Below are 24,434 nucleotides of genomic sequence, written 5' to 3'. Positions count from 1 at the left end.
GGGCTTTAAATATGGCCTTTAGAGTTAAATTAAAAAATTAAACTAATTAGTTTGTAGCTACTTAACCCAAAAATTAGGATTAAAACGGGCAGGGTCACCAGGTTTAACACCAAAGAATTTGTGTAGTTTCCCATAACCCCTTTTTGATTAACCAGCCATACAAGGTAGGTGCTAACAATAGGGAGTAATAACCCGTTAGCCGCTTGCGCGAATATAATTACCGCGACAGGGTCTAAACCGAGTGACGCCACAGCAGCACCAAACAATAAAATAACAATAGCGACGCCTTTAAAGCGCGTGTTGCTCATATCGTTAGACCAACCTAACATGCCACACACGGCATAAGCACCGGCAAGTGGCGCTGTAATCGCGCTTGTTAAACCTGCAGCAAATAAGCCAATAGCAAAAAAGTAATGAGCGGCGTCGCCAAGCAATGGCTCTAGCTGCACGGCCATGTTAGCCGCACTAATTTGCCCCGCATCGGTGCCATAAAATGCAACTGAAGCTGTAGATAAAATAGCTAAAGTGATCACACCGCCTAAAGTGATTGATAGGCCTGTATCAACATTTGTTTGTTTAATCACTTTTTGCATGTCGCTGTTACTGTCGTGTCTAGCAGCGAGTACGCCGGAGTGCAAAAATAAGTTGTATGGCACAATGGTAGTGCCTACTAATGCCAATATTGTCGTAATAGAACCTTCAGGCATACTAGGAATAAAACCTGCAAATACATCACCCAGTGAAGGCGCTGCCATTACAAGTGTTGAGATAAACACTAAGCTCATTAAAATAACGAGTAAAATTAGCGCGTTTTCAACCACTTTATGTTTGCCGCTATACAGTAAAGCTGCACTAAAAAAAGCAATAAGTGGTGTCCATAGTTGAGGACTAACTTGAGGGAATATTTCAATTAATCCCATGCTAGCGCCACTTAAATTACCAGCTTCATAAGCTGCACTGCCCACACCAATGGCGCTGATGACTAAAAATATAGCTAAAGATTTGAATAAGGGCGTTTGAATATGTGCTCTGAGCGCTTGAGCTAAATCTTGCCCGGTAGCAACGCCAAGGCGCGCCGCCATAGATTGTAATAATATAGTGGCAACTACTGAAAACAGTAATGTCCATATAAGTGCAAAACCAAAGTTTGCACCTGCCACGCTGGCGGTAGTAATGGTCCCTGGTCCAATGAAGGCAGCGGTGACAAGTAGTCCTGGTCCTAATCGCATAATTGACCTTAATAGTGCTATTGCATGTTGCTATTTAAAGTTACATCTAACGTTTAAAATCAATAATTATACGCGATGCCGATTGTGTTAAAGCTGTCACTTACAGTAAGTGCCTTGCAGCAGTATTCGCTCCTTGACGAGTTCTTTTTTATAAGCATATGCTAAAAAAGGGCGCGTAGGATACCAACTTGTATATAAATTTAAAGGGGATACAGTGCGTTTGCATGAATTTTAAACGAATATATAAGCGAGTTAAATGAATGATGCCGATATTTATATCGGCATCAGTATATTTACTTTATTAGGCTTTTAATCGCTTCTAAGCCTTTTTTTAGGGTATCTGCATCGGTAGCATAGTTAATACGAATACACTCGTGCTTGTGCGCCCAATCATCGTCAATGCCGATAAAAAAGTTATGACCTGGGATCACATACACGTCTTGCTCTTTAAGTTGTTGATACAATACCTCGCTTGTTATTTTTGCATCTTTAAACCACAGCCACATAAAAAATGCACCTTCAACTTTGTGCAAATAAACAGGCAGTTCGGCAAATACTTCATCAAACAACTCAATCGCGATTTGTGCTTTATTACGATAAAAAGGCAGTACAACATTACGACTCAGTGGCAGTAGTTCGTTGTCGTTAATTAAGCGTGTCACTAAGCTTGGGCCAATACTATTTGGCGATAAAACCATGCTGCCGTTTACGCGGCCAATTGCTTTAATAATCTCATTGTTTGCAACCACAATGCCGCTGCGTAAACCCGGTAGGCCAAGTTTTGAAAGTGACATACATAAAATAATATTTGAGTTCCACGTTAGGTTTGCATCGGTGTAAATACAACCTGGGAACGGATCGCCATATGCGTTATCAATAATGAGTGGAATGCCATATTGCTTAGCGAGCAAATCAAGGTGTTTTACTTCATCATCAGTAATTACATTACCTGTTGGGTTAGTAGGGCGTGAGACGCACAGCGCGCTTATACTGCTGTCGTTTGCTAGTGTTTTTTCAACTGCTTTAAAATCAATGACGTATTTAAACTGTTTTGATGTGCTGCCTGTATTTAAAATTTCGATATCAGGCTTTATGGCAACAAACATATCAGCCGATAAACCTTGATCGGCATAACCTATATACTCTGGCGCGAGGGGGAATAAAATCTTTTTGTGGCTGCCATCAGGCATTTCGCCTGCCAACATATTAAACAACACAAAAAAGTTAGCTTGGCTGCCATTGCCAAGTGCTACATTATCGGCACTAATATCCCATGCGTACTCTTTACTTAGCTGGCCAGCTAATGCGGCTCTAAACTCGTCGTTACCGGTTGGGCCATCGTAGAGCCCAAATACTTGCGATACCTTGTTACTGGCAACGAGTTTTTGTAATTCACTTAAAAAAACCTCATTTACTTGTGGTACTAATGCGGGATTACCGCCACCCAGCATAACAATATTAGGATTGTTACTGTTTTTAGCCCCGCCTAAGTCTTCCATTAATTGGGTAATGCCGTTGGGTTGTGTAAATTTAGTGCCAAAGTTTGAGTAGTTCATAATGCATAGCGTTTGTTAATATTGGGGGAGGGCAGTATAGCGTAAATATAGGGCTTAAATCCGATGATGAGAATAATTCAATGCTGAGATTTACAGCTAGTTAAAGTAATGTAATTCCTTATAAAACAAAGGCTAATTTAAGACTTTTTAACGCCGTATAAAAACTCTTCGCCGCAGTCCATATACAAATCAAATTTGGCCATGACTTTGGTGAACATGGGGGCGTGTAAAAACTCGTTTAACCATGCGCGTACATGCGTGTATTCACTTTGTATGTACCAGTGTTTATCTACACGGGCAAACTGTCTAATAAATGGCAGCAGGGCATAATCGGCTAGACTTTTTTCATCGCCCATTAAGTATTTGTGCGTGGTTAGTTTTGCTTCAAATTGCTTAATAAACTCTTCGCAGGCTTTTTGGTAATAAATTTGTGCCATGTCTTTTGTACGCGCATAAAATTTGTACTTTTCGAGCACAGGTTTAAATTGCGTATCGTTTAGCTTAATTAACTCAAGCATGCGCTCAAGTGCTAATGGGTCTTGAGTATGCAGTAAATTATGCGGATCGTTTTGCTTTAAAGCCCACAGCATAATATCGAGGCTTTCATCTATAACTTGGTTATTAGGCAGTAATAAAACAGGCACAGTGCCCTTAGGCGATATTTGCAATAGATGCGGCGGTTTATTTTTAGTTTTTATAGCGCGTAGAAGTACTTGTTGCTCTGCCATTAAAATACCCATTCGTGCACGCATTGCGTATGGGCAGTGTTGTAATGAATATAATAATGGCAATGTCATGTTAGTTACCTTAGCTGTTTAGGCCTTCAACATACTGCTGACGGGTTTGTACTTTAACCAAGCTATTTAAGTGTTCAACCGCTTGTGTTTCCCCGTTAATTAAATCTTGAAAATGCGCAAGTAACACGGCTTTGTCTAGCTTTTCTTTATCGCCTGAACCAATGTCGGTTAAATCAATCATAAACTCGTCAAATTTGTCGGCAAAGTCACTCACAATATCCATGTTTAAAAATTGCTCATGGTTATAAATACTTGGGTAGCCGCCTTTTTGCTTATCAATAGCAAAGCTAATACCTTTAACATTGGTAACGGTAGTTTCTTTTTTACAGCTCAGCATACAGCTTGCGTCAATACGTGGTTTTTTACATCCTACTGTTTGCTGGAAAAAACATTGTCGGCTAGTCATCATTAGTATTGGATGATAAATGCTGTACATCATTTTAAAGTTGTTAGGACGTTTAATATTACGCATTTGTGGTTTGTTTATTTCGTTTGAAATAAACGCGCCTTTTGCGTTTAAATCTTCTTGTAGTGTTAGTAACGCATAAGAGTTTGTGGTGTTTAACAACGGGCCTGCAATCCAGTCAATACCCATTTGTACTGCTTTAAATGCAACGCCTGTGTTGTTACTAATAATAAGCTTAGGTTTTACAACCTCGAGCAAACGTACCGCTTCTTCAAAATCTTTACCAATTAACACCGCCGGAAACCACGGAATTAACTGTGGGTGCTCTAAAAATACATTAATGTATTTATCGTTATCGGTTCTAAAGCTCTCTGGTAATTTAAAGTAGACATCGCCACCTGTTAAATCACATAGATGAACGTCTTTTATGTCCGATATTAAAATAGAGAGTGTTGTTTTGTTATCGGCTTTAGGGTGGTTTATTAGTTTTGGCAGTTCAACAGGGGCGAGGACGTCTTTGCCTTCGTTTAATAAAAACGCGACTTGCTTTTTAATACGGGCAAGCTCTTTAAACGGAATGCTTAAGTTGTTGCCTAAGTTTGAGTAATCCATATTTTTAATTTCAAAATTGGCATTACTAAAGGTTTTAAAGCGCTTATCAATGGCAGCAATATCAACAACTGATTTATCGGCGGTTTGCATAGGCATTTGCGATTGAACTTCAAAGCGTAGAGGTTGAAGGGCGCTTTGCTCTGCTAGGGTGTTGTCGTGTTTATCGTTTATTGTCAGTGTGACTGTAAATAGCTGGTTTAATTGGCCTGTAAACTCAAAGCGTAGTTCTCGCTTTGAAATATCTAAAAACTCAATCTTCTTTTTAACTAACGTATCAATGTCATTTTTTTCTGCGGCGAGCTCTTGTTGTGCATCGTAAATTTGCACAACCGAAATTGCGTTATTCTTTTCGTTAGCGTGATCAAAGCTATGGTCGCGTGGGTTATCGGTAAACATGTTTTTGGTCATGTCGCCGGTTAAAAACTTATTAGTAAAGTTACGGTTAAACACTTTATACAAGCTTGAATCGTCTTCAATTAGGTTACCGGTTTGCACAAAGGTGTCTATCTGTTTACGCCAGCTATCAATAACCGTATGTACGTAGTTAGCGCCTTTAATACGACCTTCTACTTTTAACGAGTCGACACCCGCGGCTACCAACTCCGGTAAATCAAAATAGGCTGAATTGTCTTTTAAGTTTAACGGATGTTTGTTACCCATAGCCGTTGGCTCGTATTCATCACGACATGCTTGTGAGCAACGACCACGGTTACCTGAGTTACCCACACTTACTGAGCTTGAATAACATTGCCCCGAAAACGCAATACACAATGCACCATGTACAAACACCTCGGTCAATACATCGCATTTGTGCGCTACATCGGTCAGTATTTTAATTTCAGTTAAGTTAAGCTCGCGGGATAAATTTACACGTGTAGCGCCAATGCGCGCTAAAAACTCAATCTGTGATTCGTTATGCGTAGTTAACTGAGTTGATGCGTGAATATGCAAAGTAGGAAAGTGCTTTTTAACTATATTGAACAACCCTAAATCTTGAACAATAATGCCATCGAGCGTGGTATTTACTAGCTGATTTAATAGCTTAAATAGCGCACCCATTTCGTGCTCTAATATAACTACATTTAGCGTTAAAAAAATCTCACAGCCGTATTCATGGGCTAGGCGAAGTGCGCCGTTAAGCTCATCAAACGAAAGATTAGACGCTCGGTTACGTGCATTAAAGGTATCTAATCCACAATAAACCGCATTAGCACCGGCTACAATGGCGGCTTTTACCGCGTTAACATCACCGCCTGGGGCTAATAGTTCAATCTTTCTACTCATTACAATGTCGCTTTGCTCATATTTAATTGCCGCGAATTTTATATGGTTAAGCACGTTAATGCTATTTATTGAGGGATATAATAAAGACTAATACCAATTCGCTTAATTAAGTGATCTATTTTGAGGCTGGAAAAACGTGTTGATAGCTAGGCAAAAAATTTGCTATTTAGTTGTTCTCGGCAATTGCTCCTGCATTGCTCTACCTTCTGCATCCATGCAGTCGTAAATGAGAATTTTTTAACACTGGTAGCGACACGTTTAGCCCCGTAAAATGATTAAGTATTATTGCGGATTGGTATAGAATAAAAGAGTGCATAAAATTACAATTAAGCTGGCTGATTTATTACGTAAACATGTAATAAAATGATAGTTTATAAGCAGGCAACACTTTCAACTTTACTTAGGCGAACCCCATCAGCAATCAAGATCTTAAACATTTAGATACAGATTTAAACAGTGATGAATCTGGAATTATTAACACCCAACTAAAAATAGCCACATTTAACCTGTTTAACTATCTTGAGCCGCCCAATGCATACTATGAGTTTGAGAAAATTTATACCGCGCAGCAGTGGGCTAAAAAGCAGCGTTGGATTGTTGATTACTTAACAGAACATGCCCCTGATGTGATTGGTTTTCAGGAAGTGTTTAGTATTGACTCGTTAAAAGAGCTAGTAGGCGAGCAAGGTTATGATTACTTTGCTGTAGTTGATACGCCAGAGGTGATTGATGACTTTATTTATAAACGCCCTGTAGTGGCAATCGCCTCTAAATACCCCATAGTTGAAGTAGCAGCGGTTGAGCACGATAGTGAGCTTGCAAATGCGCTTGGCCTTAATAGTGAGTTTACTTTTAGTCGTAAAGTACTAATAGCAACTATAACGCTGCCGCATATAGGTAATACCGATTGTTACGTGGTGCATTTTAAATCTAAGCGCCCTATGATTAATGTTGATGAACATAATAAAGAGCTTACACCCGAGCAAAACATAATTGAAATTTTAAAAGCGAATGTAGCGGGTGGGTGGGGCTCAACTATTCAGCGTGGCAGTGAAGCTACATTACTCATGATACAAATGATTGCTCGTCGCGAAGCTACGCAACAACCCATGTTATTAATGGGGGACTTTAATAATGAACTTGCGGATGGCGTATTAAGCCATTTACTGACGAGTACGCTACGCTTTGCGCCTGCATTTGATGCTAAAACCTACCTCGCTAAATATTGTTTAAATGATTCATGGGATTTGTTTGTTAAGTCGCAGCTAAGCGAAGATGAACTATTTAATGGTGAGGCAATGACTAGCGATGAAATAAGCGATAGTAAAAGCAATAGCATTTTTGATTTAGCTGATGAAAACGAAGTAAAAAATGTTAATGCAACTAAGCTTATGCCTTTAAGAGCACCAACACATTATTATGGCGCGAGCAGCTCCGTGCTTGATTATATTTTATTATCTTGTGAGTTTGATGCCAGCTACCTTGGCAGTTTTTTTGAGGTGATTGAGTATAATACTTATGATCGTCATTTAATAAACCCCGAATTTGAGCGTGATGATTTAAGTACCGATCATGGTATTGTGTTAGTTACACTAAAACTAAGAAGTTAGGCTTGCTCTATGCATAATTATGCTAAAATTATAAATTAAAAGTATTCATATAGCAGCAATACTTGATGTATTGCGCCGGTTTGTATATTTTATCACCAGCCTTTTGAATTGTATTAATAATAAATTACTAAAATGGTAAATATGGAATTTTATACCTACTTGAATCATAAGCGAAATATGGATTTACCTTCGCAAATACATAGTTTCATTGTAAAGCGAATTTATAATTTTACATTTTTAGTGAAAGCTTTGCTTTTTGCTTTGTTTGTTAGCTTAAACAGCGCTTACGCACAAGAAACCACCTCATACAGTTTAACTAATGAATCTAATGCAGGGCTGCTTAAAAGAGCTGAATTACTTATAGATACTGACGTTATAACAAGTATTGAACTAAGTAAGTCGTTGTTGTCACAAGCGCAAAGTGCTGATGACACGTTACTCAGCGCAAAGCTACATAACTTGCTAGGTAGGGCGAATAAAAAAAATAATAATATTAATGAATCGCTCGAGCACTTTTTACAATCCTCTGTTTACTACAGCAAATTAAATGATTCACGAAACCAAATAAAGGCGTCTATTGATTATATAAATATATTATTAGAAGAAAAACGTTATGACGAACTTACTACCCGTATTGAAACTTTATTACCAACAACCCTTGTGTATGGCGATGACTTTTTTATAGCGCAAGTGCTACTTATTAAGGGAGATTCGTTTTATGGGCAAAAAAAGTACGATAACGCGAACGCGCAATATACATCTGCTTTAAAATACCTTGTTGACGAAGACGAATTAATACAAAGACAGTTAGGTGAAACGTATAAAAAATTAGCTCAGTCGTACAAACGCCTCAAAAATAGAGAGCAAACGGCTCACTTTTATACAAAAGCTTTAGAAATATACACAAGTTTAGGTGATTTAAAGCTAATGGCGCGTACTTTAAATACACTAGCAGAAGCACACCGTTATTTAGATAACTTAGTTTTAGCCCTTGATTACTCCACTCGCGCATTAGAAATACATAAAGACATTGACGATCCTGTTGGCTTTGCTAAAGCATTACTAGGGGCGGGTATTATTTATCGTCATATTAATCTTTATGAAAAATCACTTGAACATATAAATGAGGCATATTTATATTATAAAAAAGTAAATAACATGCTTGGGATTGCTAAAACATCAAATCAAATGGGACTGGTATATACACGATTAAGGCAGTTTGATCAGGCCGAATTTTTCTATCAAATAACTATCGATTTGCCAAAAGGTATGGTCGAGGAAAAAACGCTCGCTTCAGCTTTAAGAGAAATGGCTGTTATTAACCTCGAATCTGGCGACTTAGCATCAGCAATGCAATATGCTAAAAAAGCTTATATCACTTATAAAAACAAAAACCTTACATCGTACATTTCTACAACAGCACGTATTATTGGTAATATTTATCGTGCCCAAGGAAATAACAACAAGGCTATAGAGTATTACAAAGAGTCGTTGTCGTTTGCCAGAGAAACAGGTGGTAAACTTTATGAGATAAAGTCGCTTACTGCGCTTGCGGGCATTTTAATTGGTATTGATACAAATGAGGCGATTTCCTTACTGAAAAGGTCACTCGCTTTATCAACCGAAATAGATGATAAATTACATATGCTATATGCCTATCGTGAAATTCGAATAGCAGAAAAATTGCGTGGTCGTATAGAAGAGTCACTTCGTTATGCAGAAGAAGAAATAGCCCTAACCGATATTATTCAAAATGAAAGAAATGAAGATAAATTGGCGCTTGAAAAAGCACATTTACATTCGCACAAAATGGAAATAGAGCTTGAGACGTTAAGAGAAAAAGAAAAACGCCATCAGCTTGAGCTTGAAAAGAAAAATAATCAAATTGAAATCGCCGCCCAAGCTAGAGTTATATCAGAGCTAGAGCTATCAAAGAATAAATACGCCAGTATTGCGCTCGCATTTTTATTAGCCGCTTGTTTAGCTATTGTATTACTGGTTTATAGAAGTTTTATTGCCTCTAAAAAACGTAATGAAGAGTTAGACTATTTGGCAGCAAGAGACCCTTTAACCAATTGTTATAACCGTCGTATTTTATTTGAGGTTATGAATCGCGACTTTTTGGATTTACCTCAGATTGAAGAGTACTGTATTTTAATGGTCGATATTGATCATTTTAAAAGCGTTAACGACACCTATGGGCATAGCATTGGCGACACAGTACTTTGTGGCGTAGCCGAGCTTTTACAAGCTAATATACGTAAAAGTGATAGCGTGGCCCGTTTTGGTGGCGAAGAATTTTGTATTATTTTGCCCAACACAACTCAAGAGCAAGCAATACGTATAGCTGAGGCTATTCGTATTAAAGTTGAAAAAGCGACATTTGATGATATTCCTGTTACGTGTAGCTTTGGGGTTACGTCTATTAAATTTAAAGCAAGAACACCTTCTGAGTTGATTGAACAGGCAGATTTAGCTCTTTATGAGGCTAAGTCCTTGGGGCGTAATCAGGTTGCGTTATGGGATGCTTCGCTTGAAGAGTTTAAGCTTTTTAGATCGGAGTAAACCAGCAGTATACAGTTTAGTTTTGATGTTATTTTTTAAAATTATAACAAGTAAATTTTATATAATGCTGTGTGTTACTTACATATGTAATTAGGCTTATTAAATTAACCCCTTTAATATCAGTGTATTAACTTAGGCTTTAAAATTGCAATCAATACTAAGTTAAAAACAAAACAAGGGATTTAATAATGACTGAAGTTGCACTTTCTGCCTATTTGGCATTTTACCTCTATTTAATTATGTTGCTTGTACAGTGGGCTGTGGCTACGTTTAGCAAAGCTAAAGAACCAAATGCTGTACCAGGTAAAATTGACGAGGATTTATCGCACGACAGCTTTATATTTAGAGCACATCGTACGTTTCATAATACGCTTGAAAACAGTGCATTATTTATAGGTACGGTGTTATTTGCGTTTGTAATTAATTATCAAAGCCCGATTTTTGCAATGTGTATTTGGGTGTATTTAATTGCGCGTTTAATTCACATGGCGCTGTACTACGCTATAGCAACGGAGAAAAACCCAAGCCCACGTAGTTACTTTTTTTTAATCGGCGTACTTGCTAATGTGGTTATGCTGATAATGATAGGGTTAAGGCTAATCTCTTAATTTATAAAAAAGTTATAAAATTTATTTATAACGATAAAAAAAGCGAAGAGCCTTTAAGGCATCTTCGCTTTTTTGTTTAAAGTAGAAGCAGAATAAAACCACCTCTACCGTAAGGTAATATTAATGGTTAATCGACGCCTATAAACCCGCCTGTTTGGTGTGTCCATAGTGCTGCGTATATTCCACCCTTAGCAATTAATTGTTCATGAGTGCCTTGCTCAACTACGCCGCCGTCATCAAGTACAATTAATCTATCCATTTGTGCAATGGTTGAGAGCCTGTGCGCTATGGCAATAACTGTTTTACCTGTCATTAAATCATCAAGACTTGCCTGAATTGCGGCTTCTACTTCTGAGTCGAGTGCGCTGGTGGCTTCGTCGAGTATAAGTATGGGTGCATTTTTAAGTAGTACACGTGCAATAGCAATACGTTGGCGTTGACCGCCTGAAAGCGTAACACCGCGTTCGCCCACTTGTGCATCAAAGCCTTTATTACCTTTGCTGTCGACCAAGTCGTTTATAAACTCAAGCGCCTTAGCTTGTTTGGTGGCGTTAATCATCTCATCGTGGGTTGCATCGGGGCGACCGTACAAAATATTGTCTTTTACTGAGCGATGAAGCAAGGAGGTATCTTGCGTTACCATGGCTATATATCTGCGTAGGCTTTCTTGGCTTACGTCTGTGATGTTTTGCCCATCAATTTTTATTGTTCCAGAGTCGGTATCATAAAAACGCAGTAATAAGTTAACAAGTGTTGATTTACCCGCGCCAGAGCGACCAACTAAACCAATTTTCTCGCCAGGTTTAATATTTAAGTTTAAACCGTTCATTACAGGGCTGCGATTAGTCTCGTTTGCAGCTTTTCCGTAATTAAAGTGTACGTTGTTAAACTCAATGGCACCTTGGCTTACGTTAAGCGTATTAGCGTTTGGTTTATCGGCAACTTCGATAGGGTTTGACAGTGTTTTCATACCATCGGCTACGGTGCCAATGTTTTCAAATAAGCTGCTTATTTCCCACATGATCCACTGCGCCATACCGTTTAATCTAAGCGCTAAACTAACAGCAACTGCAATGGCGCCGGCGCTAATTGCACTAAGTGACCATAAATAAAGTGATACAGCGGCAACCGAAAATACTAATAGGTAATTTAAGCTTTGAATAACAAAGTTTAAGCTGGTTACTAAGCGCATTTGCTTGTACACAGGCTGTAAAAATACATCCATGCTTTGTTTTGCGTATTGCTCTTCACGCTGGGTATACGAAAACAATTTAATAGTTGAAATGTTAGTGTAACTATCAACAATACGGCCGGTCATTTCTGAGCGCGCATCGGCTTGTGAGCTGGCAATTTTTTTAAGGCGCGGTACAAAGTAAAGTTGCACGCAAATGTATAAAACCAACCAAACTAATAAAGGGATCATTAAGCGCCAATCAGCTTCGGCAACTAAAAATACCATTGAGCCAAAATAAACCACGATATACATTAATACATCGAGTAGTTTGGTCACTGTTTCGCGAACGGCTAAAGAAGTTTGCAGTACTTTAGTGGCTATTCTTCCTGCAAATTCATTTTGATAAAAGCTAACACTTTGGCGCAGTAAATAACGATGCGCTAACCAGCGAATCGACATAGGGTAATTGCCCAGTAATGCTTGGTGCAAAATAGCAGAATGAAAAAATACGACTACGGGCAATACCAGTAAGAGCATGACAGCCATTTTGATAAGTTCTGATTTTTGCTCTACAAACAAGGTTTCGGGTGTGTAGGCCGTTAACCAATCAACAAGTTGGCCCATGTAGCTAAATAAAGAAACCTCTAAAATAGCGAGCATGGCGGCGCTGATTGACATTAGCACCAACGACAATTCCATTCCTTTGGTGTAGTGACGACAAAAAGCAAATAAAGTCGAAGGCGGCTGAGTGGGTTGGTCCTCAGGAAATGCTTTTGTCATTTTTTCAAATAATCGATACATTTTAAAAACTTAAATGGCAAATAATGGTGAGTATCATACCATTTAAGTATTTTTAAATGCAGGTTTGTGGGGCATTAATTATGAGTGTTATTCTTATTTATTGCGTTGGGTTACTTAGGTTTATTCCTTCGCTCATGTATAAATCGTCATATCTGAGACCACCATTTCCGTAAGGTTTTTTAATTGGGCCTGTATTACAATTTGCTAAAAAGTATATAAGAGGTTGTTCGCGCTTCATTCTAAATTGTGCATTTTTATATACCAGCGTTTGACTGTTAAACTCACCACCTTTTACGTAAACATCATATTGCTGACCTTGCTCTGAGGCTGCTGCGTTATTAACAACGTACCATACGTCGTACCAAGTATTTGTTTGCAGAGGTTTAGCTGACTGTTTTGTAGTGTAGTTTTGAATGTTGCTATATCCGCTGTCGGTTTTAACCATTAAAGCGCCATCGTTTACAAACCCGTTTGATTCTGTTTTATCGGTTACGCGAAGTGTTGGCTCAAAGGCATCGTAAGCATGTTTATTTATTAGCGCTGGAGTAAGGTTACTCAATCCAAAAGCATGGTTATTAGGAAACGCAGCGACGTTTATACGTATATAAAATGTGTAGGTTTGACCAACTTCAACCGCTTGTGGAAGCTTTGTATAAGAAAGTGCTTTACGATTTCCTACAATGCCCTCAGCCGCAGGCTTTTTGAGTAAATAATGATTTGTTGATGAGTTTGCTTGTTCTGATTGTATAACCGTGATTTGTGGATTTTTAACCTGTGGCTTAGTTTCATTTTGGGTATCGACACTTTGCCACTTGCTAAGTGAATTTTCAAAGTCATCAATAAGTAGCCAATCGCTCGATGTATTTTTGTGAATGTTTGAACACGCTGAGAGCGTGCTGAATAAGCAAAGAATTAGAATATGTTTGGAATGCATAATTGGCTCTCGCAATATTATTGATGTTTGGTTAACCAATTTTAATTTTGGCTATAACCTTAAAGTAAAGGCTATGTAACCAATTTAATTTTTTTATGTCAATCACTAAAATAAAAGTTATGGTTTAATAGAGCTGAGAAATATAATGTTGTTATTGTATTTATAAAATCAACTCAGCAAATTTTAACTGAGTATAAAAATAATTTAATAGTTAGGACGTTATATGTATACGGGTTCGTGTTTGTGTGGTGAAGTAAACGTTGAAGTGTCGGGCAGTATAACCAGCATTATTCATTGTCATTGTTCACTGTGCAGAAAAAACAGCGGGACTGCATTTGCAACCAATGGCTTTGTAAATACAGATGACTTTACAATAACTAAAGGTCAAGAACGACTCAGTGAATATAGTTTTAAAGCAGGGCGCACACGTTATTTTTGTAGATGTTGTGGCTCGCCTGTTTACAGTAGCAATAATGATGACAAAAGCAGAATACGAATTCGGTTAGGAATATTCGATACCGATATTACTGAGCAGGTATTATCGCATAATTTTGTTACGTCTAAAGCTAACTGGGAGCAGCTCGAAACAAGCTTACTGTGCTATGAAAAACATGAACCTGGTCGGTAAAGCGTTTTATTCAATATGATAAATGCTGTTAATACTTTTATAAAGGTCTGGCGCAAAGTTTATAAACACCGGTGAGTTTTGTATTTCATCAACGTTTATATGCATTAATGTTTGCTGGCTTAGTATGATCACTATATTTTTGTATTCGTTAAACTCTATTATCGCTAAGCACTTAAAATGTTGCCTTAAAAGTACTAAAAGCATTTGCAGCTCTTGGCCTGTTTGTGGGTTTAAATTAATGATTACTTGCGTATTTTGCTCACTGCAGCGATTTATATTTTGCCAAAAGCTATCGCTAGTTAAAAAAGGCTGATGATATTCACCACTAAAAATATCGATAGTGATTACGTTAAAGTGATCAGAGCATTGGGTAATATATTGCTCGGCGCATTGTAAATAGCTGCTGTGCTTAATAGGTAACTTAAAGTGCTGGGCTGCAATTAAGGCAATGCTTGGGTTTATTTCTACCGTGTTAAATGTATTGATGGTGTTTATGTAATGCGTATTACTTTGTAAGTGATACATAATTCGCTCAAACCCTGCAGTGCCTAAACCTAAATTTAATATATTTAGTGTATCTACCGGTTTAAGTAAAAATAACATCATACACTGGTTTACAGGTACTATTACTTGCTCTGGGTGCGTAAGGTTCATAACGCCTTGAATTGTTATATCTTTATTGGTTTTTTGTGCAAGCGTTAACCAACGGTATTCTTTGTTTTGATACACGCATACGGGGCCGTATGCACTTTGCTGCGACTCAATAAGGTTACTTTTAATTGTATTTTCTTTTAGCTGACGCATAACTTAAACTATTAATGTATACACAATTACAGTGTGCCACGAAAATCGCATTTTTTTATAGATTATTGTGTAACAAGGTTTGTAATTTAACCTCTAAATATAATATTGTATTAGCAATTAATTACTTAGACGTTATTCAAGGATTGGAAATGGGGTTGATTCTAGGGCCTGCTGTTTTAGCGTGGTTTGCGGTATTTATCTATTCTTTACGATTAGGGTATGTGCTTATTTATAAAAATATGAGCGTGTTAACCACAGTGTCTACTTTTGCAATTAGTATTGTTGGTATGTTGGCTTTTATGACGTATGGATATAGGCAGTTTGTAAACAATACCTCTGTTTGGGCATTTGAGATCCCGAGTTACTTTTTATTTAGCAAAATAGCTTTTATAGGTGTGTTGAGTGGTTTTTTACTTAACTACTATATTAAGCCTGAAAATAGTTCGGAGTTTTTGAGCTGTTTAGCATTTGTATTAATATTTATGTTTTCTGCTGGTGTGCTTGCAAGCTTAGGAGGACATGAGGCCTTTTTGAAAGAATTTGATATTAAAACCACTCATTAAAAATATGCATAATAAATTTTGGCCCAGTACCTATAAAAGGTAGTGGGCTTTTTACTATCCTAATAACCTCTTGTAAATGCGCTTTAGCGTGATCCTTTCTACATCTACCTCAAATGTATTGCCATAAAATCTTAGTTAAGTAATGGTTACACTATAATAATTAGGAGCTAATAGATGCTTAAAACACCTTTGAAAATCACAACAACGTTACTTAAATTTACTGCAATTGCAGGCGCCTGCACACTTGCATTATCAGCACATGGGAAAACACAACTTCAATACACAGAACAGCAAAAATTACATGATATAGCAGCTCAAGTATCAGCTGAACGTATTGGTAGTGACATTCAAACGCTGGTGGATTTTGGTACTCGCCATACGCTTTCAGAAACTAAATCGGATACTCGAGGCATTGGTGCGGCTAGGCGCTGGATAAAAAATGAATTTGAAAAAATATCCGCGCAGTGTGGCGGTTGTTTGGAAATCATTGAAGTAAAGGACATCATATCGGGCGAAAAACGCATTCCTAATCCTGTTGAAGTGGTTAACATTGTGGCTATTCAACGAGGGTCAAGCGAGCCTAATCGCATGGTGATTATGTCGGGTGATATAGATTCTCGTGTAAGTGATGTTATGGACTTTACGAGTGATTCACCTGGGGCAAATGATAACGCATCAGGTGTGGCGGGAGTAATTGAAGCTGCTCGTGTTTTAAGTAAATACAAATTTAATGGTTCGGTAGTTTACGCGGCGCTTTCGGGCGAAGAGCAGGGTTTGTTTGGCGGAAAAATATTAACGGCTTATGCGCAAAAGCATGACTGGCAAGTTCATGGCGTTTTAAACAACGATATGATTGGCAATATTACCGGTATTAATGGGGTAACTGATAATACAACTGCGCGTATATTTTCAGAAGGTACCCGTGTTGTAGAAACAAAAGAGCAAGCCAATACTCGGCGCTTTACGGGTGGTGAAGTTGATTCGGCGAGTCGAAATTTAGCTCGCTACATAGATACTATTGCTGACAGATACATTCCTAACCTAGATACAATGCTTGTATATCGATTAGATAGATTTGGCCGTGGTGGGCATCATCGTCCATTTAATGATGCAGGTTTTGCAGCAGTGCGTATTATGGAAACTAACGAGCACTACGATCGTCAGCATCAAGATTTACGCACTGAAAATGGCGTTGAGTATGGCGATACTATTGAAGGCGTTGATTTTGATTATACGGCTAAGTTAACTTCACTTAATGCGGTAACTATGGCATCTATGGCGTGGGCGCCCGCACCGCCAAAAGAAGTTAAAATAAAGGGAGCTGTTACAGCTGATACGTCGTTTTCATGGCAACAAAGCAGTGATGAAAATATTGCTGGCTATAAAATTTATTGGCGTTACACGAGCGAGCCGCAATGGCAGTTTAGTAAATACGTTGGTAAGGTTTCACAGTACACACTTAAAAACGTAGTGATTGATAATTATTACTTTGGTGTAGCCTCTGTTAGTAAAGACGGTGTTGAGTCGCCAGTAGTATTTCCGGGTGATGTGGGTTCGTTTGATCACAATATAAAATAATAGTTTGGCTAAAAACACAGCAAACAGAGCGCTTTAAGGTGCAAATGACCGTTTTATACTTGCACCTTGTTTACTAAGCCCTTAGAGTGTTAAAAAAGAAGTAAAAGGTTAATAAAAATGCAGCAACAAGAAAAAAAGCCGTTAACAGCAAAAGAACAAGTTATAACTGATGAGCAAAGAATGCAGTGGCAACGCGAATGTTTTCAAACAGCGCAAAAGCATTTAGCCGAAAAGGGTATTATGCCAAAATCAGTAGTTGATAAAGACAGCCGATTTTTAGCACCACTTTGTGCAATGTGGAAATTTAAAGCACAGAACGGTAAAACATATTGGGTAGTAACAGGGCGCTTACCTACAGATCATGCTGAAGTAAGTGCAGCTACAGATGCGCGTGATGCAATGCGGTATTTTTCTTTGCAGTGGCAATTAAAAGCGGATCAGATTATGAGTACAGGCGCGCGTGATAAAACACAAGTAGACTTTGCTAACTTACTTATAAATAGAGCACATGGCTTGTACGAAATGTATGATAATGAACCGTTGTGGGCAAATGAGACAAAATAACGACAGTTTGGGTTAAGTAAAAAAGTAGAGGGTGATAGCTTATTTATTGCCCTTTTCTTTATCTAATGGACAAGTGTAAAGGGAGTAGTATTAAACGCCGAAACGGGGCATTGCATACGTTGCCTAGGAATTCCCGCCTCCATAAATACATTCCCTTGCTGAATAAAGCCATTGCGCTTAAAACGTTCTACCTCATTTAAAATACAATTAATGCTTACTTCTTTAATACCTTGGTTTGACGCTAATTCAACAATAAAGTTGAGAAGCGATTTATATACTTTGCGATTACGGTGCTCAGGTAATACAGCTATTCTGCCGATTAAGCCATCTGTACATAATCTACCTGTTGCTATTGGGCAGTTTGCATCGTCTGTAACAAGTACATGTAATGCGATTTTATCTAGGCTATCAAATTCGATATGCTTGGGGATATGTAACTCGTAAACAAAAACTCGCTCTCGAATTTTTTGTAGCATATCTTTTTTTATATCCCATTCAACCTTATCAACCAGATAGCCCATTGCAAACTCCTATTGATACCAAATTAGAATGAGTAAGCAATCACAGCAAAATTATTTAAGCCAATATCAGATGAAAATTAAAAATTTTAACTGGCCTGTATACATAATATTTTACGCTGTAAAATGCTCATCATTATTAATATAATTGGTATTATTACTCGTGGTCTATATTAAACCAGATCCCCTCATTAACAAGTGTAGTAAAAGTTTGAGTAAAAACTAAACTTGGCTTTGTTAAATTTAATGCTGAACTTTCAAACTCAGTATGATCGGTAAGTAGTTTTACCGCCGCTAAGTCGGTTAACGGCATAGCGTAATTTTCGCCATTTACACTTAGTAAAACTTCTGTATCGAGTTGCTGATAAATAGCGCGTGTGCCACCTAAACGCTCAAACACAGCTTCTTCATTACTTAAATCATCGCTTATTTGCTCTGACGTAAATGGAGGCTCTACTGGCGCTAAATCCATTTCATGTTTGGGCTGACTAAGCGTTGAGCCTAACCATTGTTTAAATAAATCGTCATTTTCTAAAAGTGCTGCCATCAGTGTTTTAACTTTATCAACTTCAAGGTTTGTAAGTTCACCCTTTGATTTTCTTAATGTGATGTTGTGATCGGTATAACGTTTTTGGCCGCTTTCGGTATCAATAATATGATCGGCAAAGCTCGACAATAAATCTTGTTGATTTGGCGCTCTAAAACCAACTGAATAATTTAGTGCGTTTTCTACAGCGTAACCTTCGTGAGGGCACCCTGGTGGAATATACAAAATATCGCCTGGCTCTAATATGCAATCGATTACGGCTTCAAATGCTTCTACTTGCAGTAATTTTTTGTTTTGAGCAAACTGCTTAAGTGTTGGATCGGGCAGGCCTACGCGCCAATGACGTTTACCTTCGCCTTGAATAATAAATACGTCATATTGGTCTAAATGTGGGCCAACACCACCATTAGGCGTTGAATAGCTGATCATTAAATCATCTATGCGCCAGTTTGGAATAAACCTAAATGGCTCTAGTAGTTGTGCAGCTTCGCTATGCCAGTGATCAACTGCTTGCACGAGCAATGTAGAATGATCGTCTGTTAACTGCTCAAAGTCTTCAAATGGACCTTGGTGCGTTTGCCAGTCATTTTTATGATTGGTGATAATACGTGACTCTATGCTTTCTTCCATTGCGAGACCGGCAAGTTCATTAGCATCAAGCGGGTCTTGAAAATCAGCAAAACCTTGTTTGATTAAAAGCGGTTTTTTTTGCCAAAAATGGCTTAAAAACTCTTGCTCAGACAAATTATTTATTTTTAATTGATACATACATTATGCCTACTAGTTAGTGCAATGGGGTTAAAACAAAAAAAGCGAAAGGATGATCCTTTCGCTTTTTAAAAGAGCAATTTAGTTTTTAAACTAAATCATCAATAAACTCAACAGCACGACCAATGTAATTAGCAGGTGTTAGTTTTTTCATTTCTACTTTAGCGTGCTCTGGAAGGTCAAGACCATCGATAAAGTCAGCCATTATTTCTTGATTTACACGTTTACCGCGTGTTAAATCTTTGAGTTTTTCGTATGGCTTTTCAATGCCATATTTACGCATAACTGTTTGAATCGGCTCGGCTAGCAATTCCCAGTTTTGATCAAGCTCGTCAGCTAAACGTTGCTCGTTTACTTCAAGCTTGCTTACACCTTTAAGTGTTGATTGGTATGCAATAATCGCATAACCCATACCTACACCTAAGTTACGTAATACCGTTGAATCGGTAAGGTCACGCTGCCAGCGAGAAACTGGTAATTTTTGTGCTAGATGAGCAAAAATAGCGTTTGCTAAGCCTAAGTTACCTTCTGAGTTTTCAAAATCAATTGGGTTAACTTTATGCGGCATTGTTGATGAGCCAATTTCGCCAGCAATTGTTTTTTGCTTAAAGTGATTAAGGGCAATGTAGCCCCACATGTCACGGTCAAAATCGAGCAATATAGTGTTAAAACGTGCAATTGCGTCAAACAACTCTGCAATATAGTCATGCGGTTCAATTTGTGTCGTAAATGGATTTAGTGTTAAACCTAAGCTTGATACAAATTTATCTGCGTGAGTATGCCAGTCGTAATCTGGGTATGCACTAAGGTGAGCGTTGTAGTTACCAACAGCACCGTTAACTTTACCTAGCATTTCTACTTGAGCAATTTGGTCTCGTTGACGCTTCAAACGCATGTATACGTTAGCAAACTCTTTACCCATCGTTGATGGTGTAGCTGGTTGCCCGTGCGTACGAGTCATCATTGGAATGGCTTTGTACTCAATCGCTTTTTCTTTAATTGCGCTTAAAAGCTCATCGCAATAAGGAAGCAAAACCTTGTTACGTGCTTCGCTAAGCATTAAACCATGAGATAGGTTGTTAATATCTTCTGAAGTACAAGCAAAGTGAATAAATTCATTGATTGCATGAAGCTCACTGTTATCGGCTACTTTTTCTTTTAATAAGTATTCAACCGCTTTAACATCGTGGTTTGTCGTGCGTTCAATATCTTTAACGCGCTGTGCATCAGCTTCGCTGAAGTTATCTACAATAGCGTTAAGTAGTGCATTTGCTTGCTCGCTAAATGCAGGTACTTCTTTTATATCGCTTGCTGCAGCTAACGCTTGCAACCAACGCACTTCAACAATTACGCGGTATTTAATTAAGCCAAATTCGCTGAAAATACTGCGTAGTTCAGTGGTTTTGCTGCCGTAGCGACCATCCACTGGAGAGATAGCCGTTAACGCTGAAAGCTCCATAATAACTCCTAAATTTTAGTTTGAACGATAGTTAAATTTTTGATTTAGCAATGGCGAGTATTTTTCTTTTTGAAAAGAAAAAGTGACGGCGTTTACCGCCCATTTGTCGCCATAATACTGCACTTCTAACACCGGCTAGTAATAGCGCACGGATTTTATTTTGAGTGAGCTGCTGTTTTAATAACTCGGGTTTACCATAAACCTGTATTCGGTGCCCAAGGGGGCTCAGCACCGACGAGTATATATCTGCTAAGCCGGCAACAACACTCTCGTCGGTAATAGCAAAATGATCCAAACGACGATGAATATCATCAATTCGTTTGCCTAATTCGTTTAAGCTCTTGTCGTTTGCATTTAGTGCACGTTCAAGCTGCATTAAACCACCTACGTACTTTACTATTTCAACATCTTTTTGAGCGCCAGCAGTTAGCTGTGCCATTAATGTTTTATAGCCATCACGCAGGTTATCTGTACCTTGATAAACGTCCTCCGGTGATTCAGGAGATGTTTGAATAATACTTGAAAGTAAGATTTCTAAATCGTGTTCGTTGTTGCTGCCGTATTGAGCAATTTTTTGAACTTGTTTAGCAACCTGGCACATGGCGGCAAGCGCCATGACTTGGTATTCATTCATTACTTAATCACCGAGTCAATAATACCACCACCTAAACACACATCTTCTGCATAAAATACAGCAGATTGACCTGGCGTAACTGCTTTTTGTGGTTCATCAAATAATACACGAGCCATGCCGTCTTCACCTACAAGTAGGGTACAGCTTAAGTCTTCTTGACGGTAACGTGTTTTAACTGTGCAGCGAGTGGTACCTTTAGGGCCAACGCGGTCTACCCAATGTAATTGGTTTGCATTAAGACCATTACTGTATAGGCGAGGGTGATCTTTACCTTGGCCAACAACAAGTACGTTACGTTCTAAATCTTTATCAACTACGTACCATGGTTCGCCAGACCCTTCCTTCATACCACCAATTAACAAGCCTTTGCGTTGTCCAAGCGTATGGTACATTAAGCCTTCGTGCTCGCCTACGTTGTTACCGTCAGTGTCTTCGATAACGCCAGGTTGAGCTGGTAAGAACTTTTGTAAAAAGTCTTTAAATTTACGCTCACCGATAAAGCAAATTCCGGTGCTGTCTTTTTTATCGTGAGTGATTAGGTCTTGTTCTTCTGCTATTCGGCGTACTTCTGGTTTTTCGATATCACCTACAGGGAATAACGTTTGGCCAATATGTTCATGGCTTAGGGTATATAAGAAGTAGCTTTGATCTTTATTGTTATCAAGTCCGCGACACATTACGTATTTGTCATCGCGAAGTTCACGGCGAACGTAGTGTCCGGTTGCAATAAAGTCAGCACCGAGTGCTTGAGCCGCAAATTCTAAAAAGGCTTTAAATTTAATTTCTTTATTACACATTATATCTGGGTTTGGAGTACGACCCGCTTTGTACTCTGCTAAAAAGTACTCAAATACATTATCCCAATATTCAGCAGCAAAGTTTACTGTGTGAAGCTCAATGCCTAATTTGTCGCACACGGCTTGTGCATCTTTTAAGTCATCAGCGGCGGCACAGTACTCATCATTGTCGTCTTCTTCCCAGTTCTTCATAAACAGGCCTTCTACTTGGTAGCCCTGTTGTTGTAATAAATATGCAGATACAGAAGAATCAACACCGCCGGACATGCCAACAATGACTTTAATGTGACTATTTTCGCTCATGAATAATTTCGCTTATACAGATTGCTGTTAACTTGGAAAGGCCGCGATTATAGCATGTATTTTGTTTGTGCTTAAAGAGCGTAGGGCGGCAAAGGACATAATTTGTCACTATTTTATTTGTATAACAAATAGCAAAGTAACCTTACGAAGTATTGTATAAATTTATTTATCGATTTTTTGATGAAAAATGATACTTTCAAATTCCTCAAAATACATAAACTAGGGATTAGTGGAGGAAACTATAATTTAGTCATCGTAAATTGTATCTAATTTCAAAGCCTTTTTGCTTAAGCTATCTTCAACACACTTGAGCACTAAAGGGCTCCTAAGCGGTAATGATTTTATTTGCTCTAATGTATGCCAGTTAGCGCTGATAATGTCAGAATCTATTGGTGTTGGTGCTTTTATATTATTAGGCGCTTCAAATAAAAAGCAGAATCGCAAATAGTGCACTGCGTTATCGGCATGCAAATTATAAACACCTAAAAACCCAATAGGCTCAAGCGCTAAGCCTGTTTCTTCTAGTAGCTCTCTGCTTGCAGCTTGGGCAAGTGTCTCATTTTGCTCTAAATGACCCGCAGGTTGATTGTAACAAATTTGCTTTGTAAATTTATCTCGCTCTTTTACAAGTAAAAACTCGTTTTGCTTTTTTACTATTGCTGCAACCGTGACATGCGGTTTATGCATCAACTACGCCCTTAATTACTTTGTATTCACCACAATTAATATCATCCAACGTATAGTTGCCAATGCTATAGCGGATAAGGCGAAGTGTAGGGTGTCCAATATGCGCGGTCATTCGACGAACCTGTCTGTTTTTACCTTCATTAATAGTAATACTTAGCCAAGTGGTAGGGATTGCTTTTCGCTCGCGTACAGGGGGATTACGCGCCCAAATTGTTGGCTCATCAATTATTTTAACGTTAGCGGGGAGTGTAAGCCCGTCTTTAAGTTCAACGCCATTACATAAATCATTAATTGATTCACTCGTTGGTTCACCCTCAACTTGTGCCCAGTAGGTTTTATTCGTTTTTTTATCAGGAGCAGTTAAGGAGTTTTGTAGTTTCCCACAGTTTGTTAGAAGCAATAAACCTTCACTGTCTCTGTCTAACCTTCCTGCTGCGTAAACTTCTTTAATAGGGATAAATTCAGCAAGCGTTTTTCTGTCTGCGTCATCTGTAAATTGACATAGCACATCAAACGGCTTGTTGAATAACACAATTTTTCTGTCTTTAGATGCTATTTGCGGCTTTATTTCTCTTTTACCAGATGGCGTTTTGTTAAGTGCACTGCGTGAATAAGTACGCCCAGTACTTCTTTTTGGCTTGGCTTGTGTTGCTTGATTATTGCCTGATTTAGCTCTCATTATATGCACCTAGCTGGTTTTGGTAATCCGGCAATTTTTGTTGCTTGCTTGGCTGGGCCTTTAGGAAATAATTTATATAAATAAAGGCTATTTCCTTTATCTTCACCGAGTGCTTTAGCCATTGCTTTTACAAGCATTCTAATTGCTGGACTGGTGTTATATTCAATGTAAAAATCACGAACAAAGTTAATAACTTCCCAGTGCTGCTCACTAAGTGTGATGTTTTCTTGAGTAGCAATTATAGGCGCCAGCTCCTTTGACCATAAAGTATGGTCGAGCAAGTAGCCTTGTTTGTCGGTTTCAATCTGTTGGTTGTTAAATTCAAGCAT

General features: G+C 38.3%; 22 protein-coding genes. 7 read left to right on the top strand and 15 right to left on the bottom strand.

Features of this window, described 5'->3' with window-relative positions:
• Positions 1-29: 29 nt before the first annotated feature.
• The 4 genes from JG479_RS08670 to JG479_RS08655 all read right to left on the bottom strand — a co-directional run bounded on the left by JG479_RS08670 (position 30) and on the right by JG479_RS08655 (position 5,884).
• Complete coding sequence (locus JG479_RS08670; protein ID WP_149602550.1) at positions 30-1,229, bottom strand: Nramp family divalent metal transporter; 1,200 nt, start codon at positions 1,227-1,229, stop codon at positions 30-32.
• Positions 1,230-1,522: 293 nt separating this feature from the next.
• The gene (locus JG479_RS08665) at positions 1,523-2,785 is read right to left on the bottom strand and encodes a valine--pyruvate transaminase (protein WP_200218712.1); all 1,263 of its coding nucleotides are present in this window, start codon (positions 2,783-2,785) and stop codon (positions 1,523-1,525) included.
• Positions 2,786-2,922: 137 nt separating this feature from the next.
• Positions 2,923-3,582, bottom strand: coding sequence for a glutathione S-transferase (locus JG479_RS08660; protein ID WP_200218710.1), 660 nt, complete (start codon positions 3,580-3,582; stop codon positions 2,923-2,925).
• A 10-nt stretch (positions 3,583-3,592) separates the two neighbouring features.
• The gene (locus JG479_RS08655) at positions 3,593-5,884 is read right to left on the bottom strand and encodes a peptidase U32 family protein (RefSeq protein ID WP_200218708.1); all 2,292 of its coding nucleotides are present in this window, start codon (positions 5,882-5,884) and stop codon (positions 3,593-3,595) included.
• Between the two features lie 506 nt (positions 5,885-6,390).
• Between JG479_RS08655 and JG479_RS08650 the strand changes: the two genes are divergently transcribed.
• The 3 genes from JG479_RS08650 to JG479_RS08640 all read left to right on the top strand — a co-directional run bounded on the left by JG479_RS08650 (position 6,391) and on the right by JG479_RS08640 (position 10,667).
• A complete protein-coding gene (locus JG479_RS08650) occupies positions 6,391-7,494 on the top strand; it encodes an endonuclease/exonuclease/phosphatase family protein (protein ID WP_200220328.1) in 1,104 nt (367 codons plus the stop codon).
• A 177-nt stretch (positions 7,495-7,671) separates the two neighbouring features.
• Complete coding sequence (locus JG479_RS08645) at positions 7,672-10,059, top strand: tetratricopeptide repeat-containing diguanylate cyclase (protein WP_200218705.1); 2,388 nt, start codon at positions 7,672-7,674, stop codon at positions 10,057-10,059.
• A 188-nt stretch (positions 10,060-10,247) separates the two neighbouring features.
• A complete protein-coding gene (locus tag JG479_RS08640) occupies positions 10,248-10,667 on the top strand; it encodes an MAPEG family protein (RefSeq protein ID WP_002963227.1) in 420 nt (139 codons plus the stop codon).
• 127 nt (positions 10,668-10,794) lie between these two features.
• Here JG479_RS08640 and JG479_RS08635 read toward each other — a convergent pair whose 3' ends face one another.
• Positions 10,795-12,642, bottom strand: coding sequence for an ABC transporter ATP-binding protein (locus JG479_RS08635; protein ID WP_138489146.1), 1,848 nt, complete (start codon positions 12,640-12,642; stop codon positions 10,795-10,797).
• Between the two features lie 97 nt (positions 12,643-12,739).
• Complete coding sequence (locus tag JG479_RS08630) at positions 12,740-13,576, bottom strand: hypothetical protein (RefSeq protein WP_200218698.1); 837 nt, start codon at positions 13,574-13,576, stop codon at positions 12,740-12,742.
• Positions 13,577-13,799: 223 nt separating this feature from the next.
• Between JG479_RS08630 and JG479_RS08625 the strand changes: the two genes are divergently transcribed.
• Positions 13,800-14,204, top strand: coding sequence for a GFA family protein (locus tag JG479_RS08625; protein WP_200218696.1), 405 nt, complete (start codon positions 13,800-13,802; stop codon positions 14,202-14,204).
• Positions 14,205-14,210: 6 nt separating this feature from the next.
• On the opposite strand, the gene JG479_RS08620 is transcribed toward JG479_RS08625, so the two are convergent.
• Positions 14,211-15,008, bottom strand: a complete 798-nt coding sequence (locus JG479_RS08620) for a hypothetical protein (protein ID WP_200218694.1) — start codon at positions 15,006-15,008, stop codon at positions 14,211-14,213.
• A 149-nt stretch (positions 15,009-15,157) separates the two neighbouring features.
• Between JG479_RS08620 and JG479_RS08615 the strand changes: the two genes are divergently transcribed.
• From JG479_RS08615 to JG479_RS08605, 3 genes are all read left to right on the top strand, one after another.
• Positions 15,158-15,571, top strand: a complete 414-nt coding sequence (locus tag JG479_RS08615; RefSeq protein WP_002962719.1) for a hypothetical protein — start codon at positions 15,158-15,160, stop codon at positions 15,569-15,571.
• A gap of 174 nt (positions 15,572-15,745) precedes the next feature.
• Complete coding sequence (locus JG479_RS08610; protein ID WP_200218691.1) at positions 15,746-17,149, top strand: M28 family peptidase; 1,404 nt, start codon at positions 15,746-15,748, stop codon at positions 17,147-17,149.
• A 117-nt stretch (positions 17,150-17,266) separates the two neighbouring features.
• Entirely contained in the window at positions 17,267-17,713 is a 447-nt protein-coding gene (locus JG479_RS08605) for a DUF4826 family protein (protein ID WP_002962716.1), read from the top strand.
• Positions 17,714-17,775: 62 nt separating this feature from the next.
• Here JG479_RS08605 and JG479_RS08600 read toward each other — a convergent pair whose 3' ends face one another.
• From JG479_RS08600 to JG479_RS08565, 8 genes are all read right to left on the bottom strand, one after another.
• The gene (locus tag JG479_RS08600) at positions 17,776-18,234 is read right to left on the bottom strand and encodes a GNAT family N-acetyltransferase (RefSeq protein ID WP_039488036.1); all 459 of its coding nucleotides are present in this window, start codon (positions 18,232-18,234) and stop codon (positions 17,776-17,778) included.
• A 154-nt stretch (positions 18,235-18,388) separates the two neighbouring features.
• Positions 18,389-19,546, bottom strand: coding sequence for a ribosomal protein uL16 3-hydroxylase (locus JG479_RS08595; RefSeq protein WP_200218688.1), 1,158 nt, complete (start codon positions 19,544-19,546; stop codon positions 18,389-18,391).
• Positions 19,547-19,634: 88 nt separating this feature from the next.
• Positions 19,635-21,005: an adenylosuccinate lyase gene (gene purB / locus JG479_RS08590; RefSeq protein ID WP_002962710.1), complete on the bottom strand. Its 1,371-nt coding sequence runs from the start codon at positions 21,003-21,005 to the stop codon at positions 19,635-19,637.
• Between the two features lie 31 nt (positions 21,006-21,036).
• Complete coding sequence (gene hflD, locus JG479_RS08585) at positions 21,037-21,639, bottom strand: high frequency lysogenization protein HflD (RefSeq protein WP_033028400.1); 603 nt, start codon at positions 21,637-21,639, stop codon at positions 21,037-21,039.
• On the bottom strand, positions 21,639-22,739 hold the full coding sequence (gene mnmA / locus JG479_RS08580; RefSeq protein ID WP_002962705.1) for a tRNA 2-thiouridine(34) synthase MnmA: 1,101 nt from the start codon (positions 22,737-22,739) through the stop codon (positions 21,639-21,641). The genes hflD and mnmA overlap by 1 nt, the downstream gene beginning before the upstream one ends.
• 246 nt (positions 22,740-22,985) lie before the next feature.
• Positions 22,986-23,426 carry an NUDIX hydrolase gene (locus tag JG479_RS08575; protein ID WP_200218685.1) on the bottom strand — a complete coding sequence of 147 codons (441 nt, stop codon included), beginning with the start codon at positions 23,424-23,426 and terminating at the stop codon, positions 22,986-22,988.
• The gene (locus JG479_RS08570) at positions 23,419-24,105 is read right to left on the bottom strand and encodes a pseudouridine synthase (RefSeq protein ID WP_200218682.1); all 687 of its coding nucleotides are present in this window, start codon (positions 24,103-24,105) and stop codon (positions 23,419-23,421) included. The genes JG479_RS08575 and JG479_RS08570 overlap by 8 nt, the downstream gene beginning before the upstream one ends.
• Positions 24,105-24,434, bottom strand: coding sequence for a TusE/DsrC/DsvC family sulfur relay protein (locus tag JG479_RS08565; protein ID WP_002962700.1), 330 nt, complete (start codon positions 24,432-24,434; stop codon positions 24,105-24,107). The genes JG479_RS08570 and JG479_RS08565 overlap by 1 nt, the downstream gene beginning before the upstream one ends.

This window comes from Pseudoalteromonas sp. LC2018020214 (genome assembly GCF_016598755.1).
GTDB classification, from domain to species: domain Bacteria; phylum Pseudomonadota; class Gammaproteobacteria; order Enterobacterales; family Alteromonadaceae; genus Pseudoalteromonas; species Pseudoalteromonas distincta.
This window is presented reverse-complemented; position numbering and strand designations above follow the sequence as displayed.

Excerpts from the sequence above, each read along its gene's own strand:
- JG479_RS08670 (WP_149602550.1), bottom strand. The coding sequence starts at position 1,229 with ATGCGATTAGGACCAGGACTACTTGTCACCGCTGCCTTCATTGGACCA.
- JG479_RS08665 (WP_200218712.1), bottom strand. The coding sequence starts at position 2,785 with ATGAACTACTCAAACTTTGGCACTAAATTTACACAACCCAACGGCATT.
- JG479_RS08660 (WP_200218710.1), bottom strand. The coding sequence starts at position 3,582 with ATGACATTGCCATTATTATATTCATTACAACACTGCCCATACGCAATG.
- JG479_RS08655 (WP_200218708.1), bottom strand. The coding sequence starts at position 5,884 with ATGAGTAGAAAGATTGAACTATTAGCCCCAGGCGGTGATGTTAACGCG.
- JG479_RS08645 (WP_200218705.1), top strand. The coding sequence starts at position 7,672 with ATGGATTTACCTTCGCAAATACATAGTTTCATTGTAAAGCGAATTTAT.
- JG479_RS08640 (WP_002963227.1), top strand. The coding sequence starts at position 10,248 with ATGACTGAAGTTGCACTTTCTGCCTATTTGGCATTTTACCTCTATTTA.
- JG479_RS08635 (WP_138489146.1), bottom strand. The coding sequence starts at position 12,642 with ATGTATCGATTATTTGAAAAAATGACAAAAGCATTTCCTGAGGACCAA.
- JG479_RS08630 (WP_200218698.1), bottom strand. The coding sequence starts at position 13,576 with ATGCATTCCAAACATATTCTAATTCTTTGCTTATTCAGCACGCTCTCA.
- JG479_RS08625 (WP_200218696.1), top strand. The coding sequence starts at position 13,800 with ATGTATACGGGTTCGTGTTTGTGTGGTGAAGTAAACGTTGAAGTGTCG.
- JG479_RS08620 (WP_200218694.1), bottom strand. The coding sequence starts at position 15,008 with ATGCGTCAGCTAAAAGAAAATACAATTAAAAGTAACCTTATTGAGTCG.
- JG479_RS08615 (WP_002962719.1), top strand. The coding sequence starts at position 15,158 with ATGGGGTTGATTCTAGGGCCTGCTGTTTTAGCGTGGTTTGCGGTATTT.
- JG479_RS08610 (WP_200218691.1), top strand. The coding sequence starts at position 15,746 with ATGCTTAAAACACCTTTGAAAATCACAACAACGTTACTTAAATTTACT.
- JG479_RS08605 (WP_002962716.1), top strand. The coding sequence starts at position 17,267 with ATGCAGCAACAAGAAAAAAAGCCGTTAACAGCAAAAGAACAAGTTATA.
- JG479_RS08600 (WP_039488036.1), bottom strand. The coding sequence starts at position 18,234 with ATGGGCTATCTGGTTGATAAGGTTGAATGGGATATAAAAAAAGATATG.
- JG479_RS08595 (WP_200218688.1), bottom strand. The coding sequence starts at position 19,546 with ATGTATCAATTAAAAATAAATAATTTGTCTGAGCAAGAGTTTTTAAGC.
- purB (WP_002962710.1), bottom strand. The coding sequence starts at position 21,005 with ATGGAGCTTTCAGCGTTAACGGCTATCTCTCCAGTGGATGGTCGCTAC.
- hflD (WP_033028400.1), bottom strand. The coding sequence starts at position 21,639 with ATGAATGAATACCAAGTCATGGCGCTTGCCGCCATGTGCCAGGTTGCT.
- mnmA (WP_002962705.1), bottom strand. The coding sequence starts at position 22,739 with ATGAGCGAAAATAGTCACATTAAAGTCATTGTTGGCATGTCCGGCGGT.
- JG479_RS08575 (WP_200218685.1), bottom strand. The coding sequence starts at position 23,426 with ATGCATAAACCGCATGTCACGGTTGCAGCAATAGTAAAAAAGCAAAAC.
- JG479_RS08570 (WP_200218682.1), bottom strand. The coding sequence starts at position 24,105 with ATGAGAGCTAAATCAGGCAATAATCAAGCAACACAAGCCAAGCCAAAA.
- JG479_RS08565 (WP_002962700.1), bottom strand. The coding sequence starts at position 24,434 with ATGCTTGAATTTAACAACCAACAGATTGAAACCGACAAACAAGGCTAC.